The organism is Novosphingobium jiangmenense (genome assembly GCF_015694345.1).
Taxonomy (GTDB): Bacteria; Pseudomonadota; Alphaproteobacteria; order Sphingomonadales; family Sphingomonadaceae; genus Novosphingobium; species Novosphingobium jiangmenense.
Window position 1 is genome coordinate 1 of the sequence record NZ_JADQDC010000021.1, and the last position, 16,382, is coordinate 16,382.

13 protein-coding genes are annotated in these 16,382 nt (G+C 65.5%); 10 read left to right on the plus strand and 3 right to left on the minus strand.

All coding sequences use genetic code 11. The annotated features are described in order from the left end of the window. Together I2488_RS18930 and I2488_RS18935 are read left to right on the plus strand one after the other, a co-directional pair. On the plus strand, positions 1–757 hold a 757-nt coding region (locus I2488_RS18930), incomplete at its 5' end, for a mannitol dehydrogenase family protein (protein WP_196277352.1). A gap of 282 nt (positions 758–1,039) precedes the next feature. Next, positions 1,040–4,393, plus strand: coding sequence for a hybrid sensor histidine kinase/response regulator (locus tag I2488_RS18935; protein ID WP_196277353.1), 3,354 nt, complete (start codon positions 1,040–1,042; stop codon positions 4,391–4,393). Here I2488_RS18935 and I2488_RS18940 read toward each other — a convergent pair. Next, the gene (locus tag I2488_RS18940) at positions 4,367–4,990 is read right to left on the minus strand and encodes a LuxR C-terminal-related transcriptional regulator (RefSeq protein WP_196277354.1); all 624 of its coding nucleotides are present in this window, start codon (positions 4,988–4,990) and stop codon (positions 4,367–4,369) included. The genes I2488_RS18935 and I2488_RS18940 overlap by 27 nt on opposite strands. A 228-nt stretch (positions 4,991–5,218) precedes the next feature. Between I2488_RS18940 and I2488_RS18945 the strand changes: the two genes are divergently transcribed. From I2488_RS18945 to I2488_RS18955, 3 genes are all read left to right on the plus strand, one after another. Beyond that, complete coding sequence (locus tag I2488_RS18945; protein WP_196277355.1) at positions 5,219–6,646, plus strand: DcaP family trimeric outer membrane transporter; 1,428 nt, start codon at positions 5,219–5,221, stop codon at positions 6,644–6,646. 26 nt (positions 6,647–6,672) lie between these two features. Continuing rightward, positions 6,673–8,436 carry an MFS transporter gene (locus I2488_RS18950; protein WP_196277356.1) on the plus strand — a complete coding sequence of 588 codons (1,764 nt, stop codon included), beginning with the start codon at positions 6,673–6,675 and terminating at the stop codon, positions 8,434–8,436. 69 nt (positions 8,437–8,505) lie between these two features. Then, positions 8,506–10,389: an AMP-binding protein gene (locus I2488_RS18955; protein WP_196277357.1), complete on the plus strand. Its 1,884-nt coding sequence runs from the start codon at positions 8,506–8,508 to the stop codon at positions 10,387–10,389. A 54-nt stretch (positions 10,390–10,443) separates the two neighbouring features. On the opposite strand, the gene I2488_RS18960 is transcribed toward I2488_RS18955, so the two are convergent. Both I2488_RS18960 and I2488_RS18965 read right to left on the minus strand, forming a co-directional pair. Beyond that, positions 10,444–12,081: a sigma-54-dependent Fis family transcriptional regulator gene (locus I2488_RS18960; RefSeq protein WP_196277358.1), complete on the minus strand. Its 1,638-nt coding sequence runs from the start codon at positions 12,079–12,081 to the stop codon at positions 10,444–10,446. 47 nt (positions 12,082–12,128) lie between these two features. After that, positions 12,129–12,269: a hypothetical protein gene (locus I2488_RS18965; RefSeq protein WP_196277359.1), complete on the minus strand. Its 141-nt coding sequence runs from the start codon at positions 12,267–12,269 to the stop codon at positions 12,129–12,131. Between the two features lie 59 nt (positions 12,270–12,328). On the opposite strand from I2488_RS18965, the gene I2488_RS18970 reads away from it, so the two are divergent. The 5 genes from I2488_RS18970 to I2488_RS18990 all read left to right on the plus strand — a co-directional run bounded on the left by I2488_RS18970 (position 12,329) and on the right by I2488_RS18990 (position 16,382). Then, positions 12,329–12,679, plus strand: a complete 351-nt coding sequence (locus I2488_RS18970; protein ID WP_196277360.1) for a hypothetical protein — start codon at positions 12,329–12,331, stop codon at positions 12,677–12,679. Further along, entirely contained in the window at positions 12,676–13,026 is a 351-nt protein-coding gene (locus I2488_RS18975; protein WP_196277361.1) for a c-type cytochrome, read from the plus strand. The genes I2488_RS18970 and I2488_RS18975 overlap by 4 nt, the downstream gene beginning before the upstream one ends. A gap of 18 nt (positions 13,027–13,044) precedes the next feature. Then, complete coding sequence (locus tag I2488_RS18980) at positions 13,045–14,631, plus strand: FAD-binding oxidoreductase (RefSeq protein WP_214652471.1); 1,587 nt, start codon at positions 13,045–13,047, stop codon at positions 14,629–14,631. A gap of 148 nt (positions 14,632–14,779) precedes the next feature. Continuing rightward, the gene (locus I2488_RS18985) at positions 14,780–16,006 is read left to right on the plus strand and encodes an aromatic ring-hydroxylating oxygenase subunit alpha (protein ID WP_196277362.1); all 1,227 of its coding nucleotides are present in this window, start codon (positions 14,780–14,782) and stop codon (positions 16,004–16,006) included. A 37-nt stretch (positions 16,007–16,043) separates the two neighbouring features. Beyond that, positions 16,044–16,382 carry a hypothetical protein gene (locus tag I2488_RS18990; RefSeq protein WP_196277363.1) on the plus strand — a complete coding sequence of 113 codons (339 nt, stop codon included), beginning with the start codon at positions 16,044–16,046 and terminating at the stop codon, positions 16,380–16,382.

Below are 16,382 nucleotides of genomic sequence, written 5' to 3' on the forward strand. Positions count from 1 at the left end.
TCTGGTCGAGTGGTTCGCCGCCAACTGCACCTGCCCCTCGACGATGATCGACCGCATCGTGCCCGCGACCACGGACGAGGACCGCGCCAGTGTGGCCGAAGCCTTGGGCGGGCTGACCGACGAGGCCTGCGTCGTCACCGAGCCGTTCAGCCAGTGGGTGATCGAGGACCGCTTTGCCGGGCCGCGCCCGAGGTGGGAGGCGGTCGGCGCGCAACTGGTCAGCGAGGTCGCGCCTTACGAGGCCGCCAAGCTCAGGATGCTCAACGGCGCGCACTCGCTGCTCGCCTATTGCGGGCTCAAGGCGGGTTACGAATTTGTCCACGAGGCAATTGCCGATCCGCAGTTGCGCCACCTTGCCGAGCAACTGATGCGCCGCGAAGCCGCGCCGACGATCACCCCGGCGCCGGGGCAGGACCTTGCCGCCTACGCCGATGCCCTGATCGCGCGCTTCGCCAACCCCAGCCTCAACCACCGCCTGATCCAGATCGCCATGGACGGCAGCCAGAAGATCCCGCAGCGCTGGCTCGAAACCCTCGCCGCAAACGCCACGCAAGGCCACGACTGCCCCGCCATCCGCCAGGCCCTCGCCGCCTGGATCCACCACCTCCAGGGCCACAACGGACCCGTCGACGACCCCCGCAGCGCCGATCTCACACGCGCCGCAAACAGCCCGGAGCCGATGGTCGCGCTGTTCGGAGATGGCGGCCCGATGGCGCAGGCGTGGGGCGCGACCATCTGGCACTGCTTTGGCAGGTGACAAAAGTGCCCCCCGGCTTATCGTGCCTGCACGAAACGAAGCCACCGGAATGCCCAGCGTAGCGAAAGCGGAACGGCGATCATCACCGCCCCCGCTGTGCGCGGGCCCAGCGCCAACAAGGTGAGACTGACCGGCGCGTGCGCGACCAGGGAAGTCGCCTGTCAGACCGCAGACCCTGTGCTTCAGGCAACCCTTGAGCAGGCATGTTGCAAAGGTTTGCTCTTGCTGTCGCAGCCCGTGCCAGCCTAGCTTCGGCTTGACCGGGGGAAAGTTGACACGCGGATGAGCGCGCAGATTGCAGCAGTGATGACCGTGGCGCTGTTCACGCTGATGTTCGGCGTGGCCGCGCTGATCGAAAGGGGACGGCTGCGCTGGCGCTACAAGGTGAGCTTGCGTCATGGTGCCTATACCCTTGCACTGGGCGTCTACTGCTCCAGCTGGACATTCTACGGCTCTGTCGGCACGGCAGTCAGCCAGGGCTGGAATTACCTCCCGATCTATCTGGCGCCGGCCCTTCTGCTGCTGCTGGCGCCACGTTTTCTCGAAAGGCTGGCGCAAGAGGTTCAGCGCGAACGGACCTCGACCATTTCCGATTTCATCGCCGCACGCTTCGGGCACGATTCAGGAGTCGCCCGCCTGATCACGGTCATCGCGCTTTGCGGCACGATTCCCTACGTTGCCCTGCAGCTCCGCTCCATCGGAACCGCGCTGGCGGCGACGTCGGGGCACGACGTGGCGGTGCCGGTCATGGTCGGCAGCGCCGCGGTTCTGGCCGCCTTCGCAATTCTCTTCGGCGCGCGGCGCTACGAGATCGCGGGCCGCAGCGAAGGGCTGGTCTTCTCGATCGCATTGGAATCGCTGATCAAGCTTCTGGCGCTCGCCATGGTCGGCATCGTCTCCGTCATGGTGCTGCTGGATGCCCACGGCCCACCTCTTGCCAGCGGGCTGCGCGAGATGAGCCGGGAGTTTGCCCCCGATCACGTGACGACCGAGACCATGGTGATTGCCCTCGTGTCGGCATTCGCGATCATCGTCCTGCCACGACAGTTCTACATGGGGCTCGCCGAAGCCCACACCGCTCGGGATCTGCCGAGAGCGCGCGTGGGCCTTGCGCTTTACATCCTCGCGATGGCGGCGCTGGTCGTTCCGATCGCGCTTGCCGGACTGGTTGCGCTCCCCTCCGGAACATCCCCGGACAGCTACGTGCTGCTGCTCCCGGCCAGCGCCGGATATGGCCCCGTCGCCGTTGCCGCGCTTCTCGGGGGCCTCAGCGCAGGCTCGGCAATGGTTATCGTGGATGCGACCGCGCTGGCGATCATGGTCTCGAACGACCTGATCTTTCCCGCGATCCTGCGAAGCGAAGGACAGGCGCAGGCGGGCGATCTCGGCCGCCGCATGCTCGCGGTCCGGCGCGGCGCGATCGTCGGCATTGTCCTGCTCGCCCTGCTCTGGGCGTTGCTTGTCGACCCGGCGCGCTCGCTTGCCTCGATCGGACTCGTGGCGTTTGCGGCGATGGTCCAGTTCGTGCCCCATCTGCTCATGGCAGTGTCGTCGCCTGGCCACGATCCCGTGGCGGCACGGGCCAGCCTGCTGACGGGGCTCGTCCTGTGGCTCTACACTCTGGCGCTCCCTCCGGTCATGCCAGCCGAGTGGCTGGTCTGGTTGAAGGGTACGCCGTTCGACCCGGTCCGCCTGCTGGGAATCGGTCATGCCAGCCCGCTGGTCCATGGCGTCGGCTGGAGCCTTTGTGCGAACCTTGTGGTCCTCGCACTGGCACGGGCTGGCAAGGGCCATGCCCCCCGGTTTCCCAGGCTGTTCTCCGGTAGCCGCCATGTCGCGAACATTGGTGACCTGGCCTCGCTCATCGCGCGCTTCGTCGGCGAGGAGCGGGCGACAGCAGCCTTCCCCCCCGATCGTCATGCCTTGCCCGTCGATCGCAATTCGGCGCGGCTGGCACAGGACATCATCTCGGGCGTGATCGGCAACTCTTCGGCCAGAACCTTGGTCGCATCGGCCCTCGCCGGCGAACGCATGAGCGTCGAGGATGTGACGCGGCTGCTCGACGAGGGTGGTCAGTCGCTGAGCTTCTCGCGCCAGTTGCTGGCCGCAACGTTCGAGAACCTGCAATCGGGTGTCAGCGTCATCGATGCGGACCTCAACCTCGTTGCCTGGAACACGCGCTACGTCGAACTCTTTGACTATCCTCCGGGTCTTGTCCGTGCCGGCGTCCCGATTGCGGAACTCATCCGATACAACGTGATGCGTGGCGACTTTCCCAGTGCCACCGAAGTCGAGGTCGACAAGCGCATCCACCACCTGCGCGCCCGCAGAGCCTATGCATCCGAGCGCGTGCGTCGCGACGGGCGGGTGATCAAGTCGGTCGGCGGGCCCATGCCTGGCGGTGGCTACCTGACCTCATTCACCGACATCACCGACGAGGCGAAGGTCCGGGACGAACTCAACAGGACCTTGGGGGAACTCGAGCAGCGGGTGAACGAGCGAACGCTGCAGTTGCGGGAGGCAAACCAGCAACTGGCCGCGACAACGCAAGAGAAGACCCGCTTCCTCGCTGCTGCCAGCCATGACCTGCTTCAGCCCCTTCACGCCGCCCGCCTCTTCCTGTCCGCGCTTGAACGAAACCTCGCAGGGTCCGGCCAGACGCTGGCCCGCAAGGTCGATCGCTCGATCGTTTCGGCAGAAGCCTTGCTGCGCGCGCTGCTGGACATTTCCAAGCTCGATGCAGGCGGCGTGCAGCCCAGCCCCGAACCCGTCGACCTCGGACCATTGCTCGACGAGGTGGTCGAGACCGTACGTCCGCTCGCCGAGGAAAAGGGACTTCGCCTGCGTCTCGGTCCCGTGTCGGGCACAGTCATGACCGACCCGGGACTCTTGCGGTCGGTCATGCAGAACCTGGTCACCAACGCGATACGCTACACGCCAGAGGGCGGCGTCGCGGTTGGCGTACGCCGCCGGGGGAGCGACTTGCGCATCGACGTGATCGACAGCGGAGTTGGCATTCCTGCCAGCCGGCAGCGCGAGATCTTCACCGAGTTCACGCGCATCGGCGCCGTGGAAGTCGAAGGACTGGGGCTTGGCCTTGCCATCGTCGATCGCATCGTGCGTCTGCTCGGCGCAACGATCGCGGTCGCATCGGCCGAGGGCCGGGGCAGCCGGTTCAGCGTAACCCTGCCCGCTCTGTCCACCACCGGTCCCAGCGCTTCCAGACCTGACTCTTCCCCGTTGCCCAACGGCATGATCCCGCGCCCGCTGACCGTGATCATCGTCGACAACGATCCGGACATTGTCGCGGCATCGGTCGCCATGATCGAAGGTCTGGGCCATGCCGCCATCGGCTTGCGCAAGGCAGAAGATGCCCTCGCCCGGATCGCCGATGCCGACGTCCTGCTGGCGGATTATCACCTCGATGACGGGGAAGACGGCCTCCGCCTTATCGACCTGGCGCGCCAACGCAAGCCATCCCTTGCGGTCGCGATGATTTCCGCCGAAAGCGGCGCCGCGTTGCGCAATCGCCTGCGCATGCGGCGGGTGCCGCTGTTCGTGAAGCCGACGTCCCCCGCCGCGCTCGAAGCGTTCCTCTTCGAATGTGCCTCAGTTGGTCAGATCGAGCCCGAGTGAGCGCGCGATCAGCGCAGCCTGGGTACGGTTCTGCACGTCAAGCTTGCGCATGATCGCGGTCATGTGGGCCTTGACGGTGGATTCACTCATGCCAAGGTCGAAGGCGATCTGCTTGTTCAGCTTGCCATCGAGCACGGCGAGCAGAACCTTGAGCTGGGTCGGAGTGAGATCGGCTACGGCGCGGCGCACCTGATCGACCGGCTCGGCGCTGGCCGCAGCAGGTGCCCGTCCGCCCAGGGCAGCCGCGATCGCTTCCTCGATCTGCGAAAGGTCGGCATCCTTGCGCAGAAAGCCGACCGCGCCGAACGCGCGTGCCTCATCGGCGACCTTTGCTCCTTCCGCGCTTGAGACGACGAGGATTGGTACGTCGGGACGTTCGGCATGAAGCAGAGCAATGCCGGAGTAACCGATCGCGCCGGGCATCTTGAGATCCAGCGTGATCAACGACAGATCGGCAGCCTCGCTTGCTGCGCGTGCCGCCGCGGTGAGCGTTCCCGCTTCGACGACCCGCGCAGCGGGCGCGACCGCGGCCACGGCAAGCGCAAGTGCCTGCCGGAAGAGCGGATGGTCATCGGCTATCAGAATAGTCTCGCTCACGGCTCTCCCCTTGGGCACGCAGTCGGGCAAATGGTCGAAGCTGGTCCCCCGCCGCCTAGCTTATCGGCTTGCAGGGCACGGGCAATAGTCGGTTTCTGGTTATTCCATGCAGCGGCACCCGCGACTTTGGTCGAATGGCTACGACCAATCGCGATCTGTCGCGATTTCCTCCGCTCCGCAAGGTTGCAGCCCGGAAAGTGCGAAGTGCGCACACCTGGAGAGGGAAAGATGTCAGTCAAGATCGCAAGGAATCTGTCCTTGCTGCTCGCCGCCACCAGCATGACGATGCCAGCACTGGCCAATGCCGCGGTGCCGAGCAAGCGCGAGGCCGAACTCGTCGCGCGGCTTGAAAAGCTGGAAGCCGAAATGGCAGCGATGAAGGCCGACCTGCAGCAGGCCCGTGCCGAGCAGGCCTCCACCGCCAGCGCCGCGCAAGTGGGCCAGGCTGTCGAAGTCGCCCAGGCCGCTTCGGCCAAGGCCGATGCCGCCACTGCCAAGGTTGCCGCGCTCGAAGCAAAACCGCAGCCCGAAGGCTTCAAGGTGGGTGCAACCACGGTAAAGCTTGGCGGCTGGATCAAGCTTGTCGCCACGAACAGCCGCTTCAGCGACGGAGAAGTCGCCAACAACGCCTTCGGGCGCGATTTCTGGCTGCCGCAGCAAATCCCGGTCGGTGGCGCCCATTCGGCGCGCGAACAGGATTTCAGTGCGCGCCAGTCGCGCTTCTGGCTGAACCTCGATACCACGGTGGCCGGGCACAGCCTGAAGGGCTATGTCGAGACCGACTTCGAAACTTCGCCCGGCACGCAGGGCACGCAGCGCACCACCAACGGCTACAACCTCGCCCTGCGCCGCGCCTACCTCCAGTTCGACAAATGGACGTTCGGTCAGGACTGGTCGACCTTCCAGTACACCGGCGCGCTGCCGGAAAGCACGGACTACGTCGGCACCACCGAAGGCACCGTCTTCGTGCGCCAGCCGGTCATCCGCTACTCGACCAAGGTGGGCGACGGCTTGACGCTGCACGTCTCTGCCGAGAACCCCGAAAGCGCCACGGCGACCGCCGGCTCTGCAACGCTCGTCGAGAACGGCGACGACCGCCTCCCCGATTTCGCCGCCCGCCTCGCATGGAGCGGCAAGAAGGGTGAGCTTTCGCTGGCCGGGCTGGCTCGCGAACTGCGGGTCGAAAACAATGGCGTGGCCGACAGCCGTTTCGGCTGGGGCGTCAGCGCCGCCGGCAAGCTGTTCCTTGATGACGCCAAGGTCAGCGACCTGCGCTTCATGGCCACCTATGGCCAAGGCGCGAGCCGTTACATCGGCGTGAACTTCGCCCCCGACGCCGTCTTCGTCGGCGCGACGGGCAAGCTCGAAAACGTCACCGTGGCCTCGGCCATGCTTGCCGGCCGGATCGGCCTGGCGCCGGGCCTTCGCGCCAACCTGATGGGCAGCTGGCAGCGGGTGGACTACGCCGATGCACTGACTGCCGCGATGGTCGGCACCTACAACAAGCAGGCCTGGAGCCTCGCCGGCAACCTGTTCTGGTCGCCGATAAAGAATGTCGACCTCGGCATCGAGGTCCGGCACGGTGAGCGCAAGCTCGCGGGCGGTGCGAGCGGCGCGCTCGATCGCATCGAATTCGCCGCCAAGTACGGTTTCTAAGAGTCCACCAGAATAGGGGGAAGAGGATGTCCAACGTCAATCTTACGGATGATTTTTCGGCCTTGCCGAAACATCACCAGGCCACGCACAGCGAGAAGCTCATCATTACCGCTTCGTCGCTCGGCACTGTGTTCGAATGGTACGATTTCTACCTTTACGGCCTGCTCACCGCGATCATCGCGGCCAAGTTTCTGACCGGCCTCAACGCCACTACCTCGTTCATCATGGCGCTGCTCGTGTTCGCCGCGGGCTTCATCGTCCGCCCGTTCGGCGCGCTGGTGTTCGGCCGCATCGGCGACATGGTCGGCCGCCGCTATACCTTCATCGTCACCCTGCTGGTCATGGGCCTTTCGACGTTCCTCGTCGGCTGCCTGCCCACCTATGAAAGCGTCGGCGTGGCCGCGCCGATCATGCTGGTGGTCCTGCGCATGTTCCAGGGCCTTGCCCTTGGCGGGGAATACGGCGGCGCCGCGACTTACGTCGCCGAGCATGCACCCGAGGGCAAGCGCGGCCTCTACACCAGTTGGATCCAGATCACCGCGACCGCTGGCCTCGCCATGGCACTGCTGATCGTGATTCTGGTCCGTTCGCCCGTCACCGGCGTCGGCGAAGAGGCGTTCAAGGACTGGGGCTGGCGCGTTCCGTACCTGATCTCGGGCCTGTTCCTCTGCGTCGGCCTGTGGCTGCGCCTCAAGCTGCATGAATCCCCCGTCTTCCAGAAGATGAAGGACGAAGGCACCTCCTCGAAGCGCCCGCTGTCCGAAGCCTTCGGCGAATGGAAGAACCTCAAGATCGTGCTGATCGCCTTCTTCGGCGCCATCGCGGGTCAGGCCGTGGTCTGGTACACCGGCCAGCTTTACGCGATGTACTTCCTTGAAAAGATGCTCAAGGTCGATGGCCTGACCGCCAACACCCTGATCATCATCGCGCTTGGCTGCGCCACGCCGTTCTTCCTGTTCTTCGGGTGGCTGTCCGACAAGATCGGCCGCAAGAAGATCATTCTGGCGGGTTGTGCACTTGCCGCGCTGACCATGTTCCCGACCTTCAAGGCACTGACCGAGGCGGCCAACCCCGCACTCGCCCATGCCCAGGCCAATGCTCCGGTCAAGGTCATGGCCGACCCTGCCGAATGCTCCTCGCAGTTCGACCCGGTCGGCGCCAACAAGTTCGACACCACCAGTTGCGACATCGTCAAGAACGCGCTCGCCAAGGCGGCGGTGAACTACGAGAACGTCGCGGCGCCTGCCGGCACCCTCGCCTCGATCCAGATCGGCGGCATGACCATCACTGCTCCCGATCCGTCGAAGGTCTCGGGCGATGAAAAGAAGGCCGCCATCGCTGCCTTCACCGCCAAGGTCGTCGGCGCCCCCGCTGTCGCTGCCAAGCCTGCCGAGGGCGACAAGCCTGCGGTCGAAGCCAAGCCTGCCATCGAGGGCGAACTTGCCAAGGTCGGCTATCCCGCCAAGGCCAACCCAGACCAGATCAACAAGCCGCTGGTCGTGGCGATCCTGTTCTACCTCGTGCTGCTGGTGACCATGGTCTATGGCCCGATCGCGGCGATGCTGGTCGAGCTGTTCCCCAGCCGCATCCGCTACACCTCGATGAGCCTGCCCTACCACATCGGCAACGGCTGGCTCGGTGGCCTGCTCCCCGCCATCGGCTTCGCCATGGTCGCAGCCAACGGGGATATCTACCACGGCTTCTGGTACCCGGTGATCGTCGCCGCCGCCACTTGCGTGATCGGCCTGGTGTTCCTGCCGGAAACCTACAAGCGATCGATTGACGACTAAGGTCTTACTGGAGCGGGTAGCGGTTTGCGCCGATACCCGCTCCAACTGTTTCAAGAGTCGGGTGAGGACATGAGCGAAACATACAACCGGGCATGGCAGTCCAGCATCGAAGATCCGCAAGGCTTCTGGGGCGAGGCAGCCAAGGCTCTGGACTGGACCACGCCGCCATCCGCCACATTCAGCGAAGGCCAGGGCTGGTTCCCCGGCGGCACGCTCAACACCGCCTACAACTGCCTCGACCGCCACGTCGCCGCAGGGCGCGGCGATGCCATCGCGCTGGTCTACGACAGCCCGGTCACCGCGACCATCCGTCGCTACAGCTATTCCGAACTCCTCGCCGAAACCAGCCGCGTCGCAGCCATGCTCGCCTCGCTGGGCGTGGCGAAGGGCGACCGGGTGATCATCTACATGCCGATGATCCCCGAGACGGTCTTCGCCATGCTCGCCTGCGCCCGCCTCGGCGCTATCCATTCGGTCGTGTTCGGCGGCTTTGCCGCGCTGGAGCTGGCCAAACGCATCGACGACGCCGGCCCCAAGGTCCTGCTCACCGCCTCGTGCGGGATCGAGGGCAGCCGCACCATCGCCTACAAGCCGATGGTCGACGAGGCGTTGCACCTCGCCCACCACCAGATCGAACGCGTCGTCGTCTTCCAGCGCGACCGGCTGCATGCCGACCTCGTCGGACCGCGCGATCTCGATTGGAAGGCACTGCGCGCCAAGACTGAGAACGATCCGATACCGGCGCCTGTGCCCGTCGCCTCCGACGATCCGCTCTACATCCTCTACACCTCGGGCACGACCGGCACGCCAAAGGGCGTCGTGCGCGAGAACGGCGGTCATGCCGTCGCGCTCGCCTGGTCGATGCAGAACATCTACGGCATCGGCACGGGCGATACTTTCTGGGCCGCGTCCGATGTGGGCTGGGTCGTTGGCCACAGCTACATCGTCTATGCCCCGCTGCTGGTCGGCGCGACGACCGTGCTGTTCGAAGGAAAGCCGGTCGGCACGCCCGATCCCGGCACCTTCTGGCGCGTGATCGAGCGCCACGGCGTCAAGACCTTCTTCACCGCACCCACCGCCATCCGCGCCATCCGCAAGGAAGATCCGGACGCAACCTTCCTCGCAGAAATCGGCACGGGCGGCTGCAAGGCCGTGTTCCTCGCTGGTGAGCGCGCCGATCCCGACACCATCGGCTGGCTCGAGGACAAGTCAGGCCTGCCGGTGATCGACCACTGGTGGCAGACCGAACTGGGCTGGCCCGCCATCGCTTCGTGCTTCGCGCTGGGTGACCTGCGCCGCAAACGCGGCAGCGCCGGTTTCCCGGTGCCGGGCTATGCCTTCGAGATCCTCGATGAAAGCGGCCACCCCGTCCCTGCCGGACACAGCGGCGCCGTCGTGATCAAGGCCCCGCTTGCTCCCGGTGCCTTCCGCACGCTGTGGAACAACCCCGGCGGCTACGCGAAGAACTTCGCCACCTTTGATGGCTACTACGAAACGGGCGATGCCGGCTTCATCGACGAAGAGGGCTTCGTCCACATCATGGGCCGCACCGACGACATCATCAATGTGGCCGGGCATCGCCTGTCCACCGGACAGATGGAGCAGATCGTCGCGGCGGTCGAAGGCGTGGCCGAATGCGCGGTGATCGGCGCGGAGGATGCGATCAAGGGCATGGTGCCCATCGCGTTCGTCGTGCCGCGGGCCGGCTTCGACGCCGATCCGACGCTGGACAAGCGCGTCATCGCCGCAGTCCGGTCGGAACTCGGCGCCGTCGCAGCGCTGCGCACGGCTTTCATCGCCCCCGGCCTGCCCAAGACGCGGTCCGGCAAGATCCTGCGCAACCTGCTGCGCAAGATCGCAAACGGCGAGGCATGGACCGTGCCTCCGACGATCGAGGATCCGGAAGTCCCGAAAGCCATCGAGCAACTCGTCGAGCATTCAGGTCGAGCATGATGATGGCTCCACGGCAATTCGCCGCCTGGCATTGATCGCGCGGGGCGGGCCCGGTCAGCCCGAGGCCCTCCCGTCCTTGATGCCGCCTGCCGAGAGCCGGTACAGAAGCTGCGACCTTGAAATTCCGAGTTGCTTGGCCGCGCGCGTCCGGTTTCCCGAGGCATTGGCCAGCGCCCTTTCGATCATCTCCCTTTCAACAGTCGCGAGGTCGAGCCCGGCATCCACCAGTGCGGCAACCGATCCCGGACCAGCCGCCGAAGCCTGCGGGTTGCCTTGCCCCGGCCGCCATGCAGCAGGACCGAGCATCTCGCCGCCGCTGAAAAGATGATGCTGGCGCAGCGGCTCGCCATCGCGCGCCATGATCACGCCGCGTTCGATCACGTTCTCCAGTTCGCGAATGTTGCCGGGCCAGTCATAACCCAGCATCGCAGCGATCGCCGACTCCTCGAAACCGGTCACCCGCCGCCCGTGACGCTCGGCATAGAGCGCGAGAAAGTGGTCCATCAGCAGGGGCAGGTCCGCTCGCCGTTCGCGCAGCGGCGGAATCCTGATCGGAAACACGTTGAGCCGGTAAAAGAGATCGGCGCGAAAGGTGTTTGCTTCGACCGCGGCTCGCAGGTCGGTGTTGGTGGCCGCCACCAGGCGCACATCGGACTTGAGCAGCTTCGTGCCCCCCACCCTTTCGAACTCGCCCTCCTGGATGGCTCGCAGCAACTTGCCCTGGGCTGCGAGCGAAAGCGTGCCGATCTCGTCCAGGAACAGGGTGCCGCCCTTGGCCCGCTCGAACCGCCCCGGCCTCGATGCGTTTGCTCCGGTGAAGGCGCCTTTCTCGACGCCGAACAGCTCGGCCTCGACAAGGCTTTCGGGAATTGCCGCACAGTTCACGCCAATGAACGGGCCTGCGGCACGACGGCCCATCGCATGGAGATGGCGCGCAAAGATTTCCTTGCCCACGCCGCTCTCGCCGGAAAAGAGCACCACCGCATCGGTATCGGCCACGTGGCCCAGCATGTCGAACGCAACGTTGAAGCCTGCCGAGGCGCCAACAATATGCCGTCCCGCGGGCGAGCTTTCCCGCGGCAGGGCTGCGGGCAGAACCTCGCCCATTTGCGAACCGCGCATGAAACGCAGATCGTCTTCCCCGTCCTGCCACTCGTCCGCCGGACGACCGACGATGCGGCAGCATTCGTGCCCCATCGCCACGCATTCGGTCTCGCGGAAGAGGATCGGGCGCCCTAGGAAAACGCTGGCATAGCCGCTCGCATAGCCAATCTGGGACCACCCGGCGGGATAGGTCCCGCGTCCGAACAGTTCGAGATGCGCCCCGCATTCGTTTGAGCCGCGCCAGATGTATTCTGCGGCGAAAGTGCCCGTCGCGGTGTCGACGCTGACGCTGACCGGATCGGTGCGCACCATGCCTTCCAGCATGTGAAGCTCCGGCCCCACGGCGAACATTTCCTCGATCGTGGCGCCCGGCCTCACCTTGGCCGCAATCTCGGCGTCCATCGCGCCGCTGTTGTACCCCTGCCGGGTGAACAGTCCCCGCGCCTTGCCGAGACCAACGGCCTCGATCACTTCATGTCGCAACAGACCGAAGGCTCGCGCGTGGATCATCATCATGCGCCGCCCGGCCAGCCAGATGTGACCTTGGGCGTGATCGAAATGAAGCTGGCTGAACAGGTCGCTGGACATCGGGTGAGTGTATGATTTCGAACACCACACCACAAGACTGCATAAAATCAGGCATTGGCGCGGTCACACTGCCGCCCGAGCTCTGACGACAGAATTTGCCGCCCGATGCCAGAAAGCCGTTCGAAAGCATAATCATAGCCGACGCAGGAAGCCGCGTAGATCGGCTTGGCATGGGCGTTGCTAGGCACCGGACACAGCCGTGCTCAGCGGCGATGCCATGCAGATGGCCGCGAAGAGGAGAATGCGCATGTCCGATGCCCTGCCTGCGATCAGCCGAAGAACCTTCATTTCCGTCAGCACTCTGGCCGGCGCGGTAGCGGCTGCGCCGCTCGCCGCTTCGACCATTGCCCGCTCCGGACCCATGGCGATTGCATCCCGGCCCACAGCCATACCCGCTGACTGGTCCGGCAGCGCAACGCTGCTGGCAGGCGACTACTCGCAACGCCTGACCCAGCTTCGCACGACACTCGCTGCGAACGTCGGCCGGGAAGTGGCGCTGTTCCTCGATGGCGCCGACGAAGTGCTGTTCGACATCGCCAATATCGATCGCCGCGCTCGCTTGCGCCCCGTCATTCTCACCAAGGGAGCACGCGCATGAAACTGCGAATCCTGCCTGTCGCAGCCAATGTCGGCGCGGCCATTCTTGCCGCCCTCACCCTTCCCGCCAGTGCCGCGCCCGAGGCGCCTGCCCTCCGCGCACCCGCGGGCAAATGGCCAACGCCGCAAGTGCTGTGGGAAAAGACCTGTGCCCGCTGCCACACCACCGGCGTCGGCCCCGAACTGCGCGGTCGCGCACTTCCGCCCGAGTACGTCGCCAGCGTGGTCAGGAACGGAATGATGGCGATGCCCGCCTTCCCGCACACCTCGATCGACGACGCCTCGCTCGATGGCGTCGCGCGCCTCGTGTCCACCTCGAAGCTGCCCAAGCCGGCGGCGAAGCGCTGATCGGCAAGGAGACAGACAATGCCCGCCAAGAAGCCCGCAGCCGCCCCGGTTCCTGCCACCCCTGAAGATCCCGCCGTTCTGCCCGCAGGCGTGAGCGCTGCCGACATGCACGCCGCCATCGCCGAGTTCGTCGCCATCCTCGGGCCGCAGAACGTGCTGACCGACGCCGATCACATCGCGCCCTACACCAAGGTGATGATCGCCGAGAGCGAGGACCTGCACCGTCCCTCGGCCGTCGTCTACGCCCGCGAGGTCAGCGAGATCCAGCAGATCCTCAAGGTCTGCAACAAGTACAAGGTGCCGGTCTGGACGATCTCCACCGGACGCAATTTCGGCTACGGCTCCGCCGCGCCGCAGAGCGCCGGGCAAGTCGTGCTCGACCTCAGGCACATGAACCGCATCCTTGAAGTCGATCCGGTGCTGTGCACCGCGCTGGTAGAACCGGGCGTGACCTATCAGCAGCTCAAGGACTACCTCGAGGAGAACGACATTCCCTTGTGGCTGTCCTGCCCCGCTCCGTCGGCCATCGCCGGACCGCTCGGCAATACCGTCGATCGCGGCGTGGGCTACACGCCCTACGGCGAGCATTTCATGATGCAGTGCGGGATGGAAGTCGTGCTCGCCAATGGCGACGTGCTCCGCACCGGCATGGGCGGGGTCGAGGGCACCAGTGCCTGGCAGGTCTTCAAGTGGGGCTACGGCCCCTACCTCGACGGCATCTTCACCCAGTCCAACTACGGCATCGTCACGAAGATGGGCATGTGGCTCATGCCCAAGCCCCCGGTCTACAAGCCGTTCTGCATCCGCTACGACAATGACGAGGACATCCATGACATCGTCGAGACGTTGCGTCCCCTCCGCATTGCCAACGTGATCCCCAACGCGATGGTCTTTGCCAACGTGATGTGGGAAGCCGCCGCCCTGATGCCGCGCAGCAAGTACTACGACGGCACCGGCGTCACGCCCGACAGCGTGCTTGAGGAGATCAAGGCCAAGGAAGGCCTCGGCGCGTGGAACGTCTACGCTGCGCTCTATGGCACAAAGGAGCAAGTCGAGGTCAACTGGCAGATCATCGCCGGTGCGGTGAAGGCGAGCGGCAAGGGCAGGCTCATCACCGAGGAAGAAGCCGGCGGCACCCAGCCGTTCGACTATCGCGCCAAGCTGATGCGCGGCGACATGACCCTGCAGGAGTTCGGCCTCTATCGCTGGCGCGGTGGTGGCGGCTCGATGTGGTTCGCCCCGGTCACCGCAGCCAAGGGCAGCGAAACGGTCCAGCAGACCCGCCTCGCCAAGGAAATCCTCGGTGAATACGGCCTCGACTACGTTGCCGAATACATCGTCGGCATGCGCGACATGCACCACGTGATCGATGTGCTCTACGATCGCTCCGACCCGGACGAGATGGCCCGCGCGCACGAATGCTTCGGCAAGCTGCTGAGCGAGTTCGGCAAGCGCGGCTATGCGGTCTACCGGGTGAACACCGCGTTCATGGATCAGGCTGCAGACCTGTTCGGCCCGGTCAAGCGCAAGGTCGATCAGACCCTCAAGCGCGCGCTCGATCCCAACGGCATCCTCGCGCCGGGCAAGTCCGGCATCAGGATCTGAAACTGAACGGGCACAGCGCTTGCCGGCAAGGTCCCGTCAGGCGCGGACCTCGTCCAATGTCCAGCTGCGTCCCTCACCGGGACGTGGTTGGACATGGCTGGCTGAAGCGCGATGGCGTGCGACGCATAGAGAAGCAGGGGCAACGAAAATGGACGTTCGGTCGGTTCTGGTCGAAGATGCCAGGCGCATGCTTGCGTGCCTCGCCAGCGGCCGCATCACCCCGGCCCCGGCTGTGACAGCCAAGCCGGCATCGATCTACACCGACACCGAACAGTTCGAGCGCGAGAAGGAGCGCCTGTTCCGCCGCGTGCCCTTGCTGCTGGCGGCGTCATGCGAGTTGCCCGCTCCGGGCGATTGCAAGGTCATGGACGTGGTCGGCGTGCCGCTCCTGATCGTGCGCGGGCAGGATGGCGTGGTGCGCACGTTCCTCAACGCCTGCACTCATCGCGGTGCTAGCCTCATGCGCGAATGCGGGCGCGCCGCGCGGCTGACCTGCCCCTATCACGCCTGGAGCTTCCGGCTCGACGGATCACTGCTCGGCATCGCCGCCAAGGATTCCTTCGGCGAGGTCGATGCCGATGCAGCTGGCCTCGTTTCCTTCCCCACGACGGAACGCGCCGGCCTCGTCTGGGCAATTCTCGACCCCGCCGCCACCCCCGATTTCGACGCCTTCCTTGGCGGGTTTGACCAGCTGCTGGCGCAGTTCGGGTTCGAAACGTGGCATCTGTTCGAGAGCCGCAGCCTGCAGGGCGCGAACTGGAAGCTCGCGTTCGACGCCCATCTCGAGTTCTACCACCTGCCGGTGCTGCATCGCGCAACCTTCGGCCCCGGCATGAGCAATCTCGCCGAGTACTTCTACCACGGCCCGCACCAGCGCCTCGGCTTGCTGACCCGTGCGGACCATGTGCTCGAACAGGACGACATCGCGGGTCTCGCCGACAAGCCCGAGAGCGAATGGCCGCTCGCCTCGCTGTTGTTCGGCGAATGGATCGTGTTCCCCAACGTGTCGATCAACTGCTTCTACAAGGGCGGACGCGGCGTCATCCTCTCGCAGGTCTGGCCCGGCCCGACCGTCGGCGAGTCCACCACCGTGCAGATATTCCTGCACGAGAACCCGCCGGGCGAGGAACGCATGGCAGATGCGCAGGCCATGTCCGACTTCCTCGGGCAAGTGGTCGGCACCGAGGACCTGCCGATGTCCCGGCAGCAGCAGGAAGTGCTGTCCTCGGGCCTGCTGCGGGAAGTCCGCTTTGGCCGCAACGAGGGTGGCGTTCAGCATTTCCATGACTGGGTTGACCGGTTTGCGAATGCGCCGGAAGACCTGTCCGCTGCGGACGTGCTGGGTTCTGCACCGCTTTCGAGCGGGAACCCCTGAATTGCCCAATGCCGTTCCACCTGCTATGCGCGCGAACATGCGGGAACTGCTGATCCGGATTGCGATCATCTTCTCGGTCTTCATGGCCGGGATGCACTTTCCTGCGGAAGCGGCACAGCCCCGCATCCAGGGCGACGTCGAAGCCTATACCTGCATCGAAGATGGCACCGCCGATGCAGCCGGGCAGCACTCCTCCAAGCCTGACGATCAGGCGGGAGAGGCAGCGCATCACCACCACGGCCCGATGGCTATGGACCTCCATCTCAAGGCTGCTGCCAGCGATCTTGCCCCGACGCCATCGCTGCATTTCCCGGCAAGCCCGGCGGCGCTCACCTCGCGCAATCCGGTCCCTCCGCTAGACCCGCCTCTCGCCTGA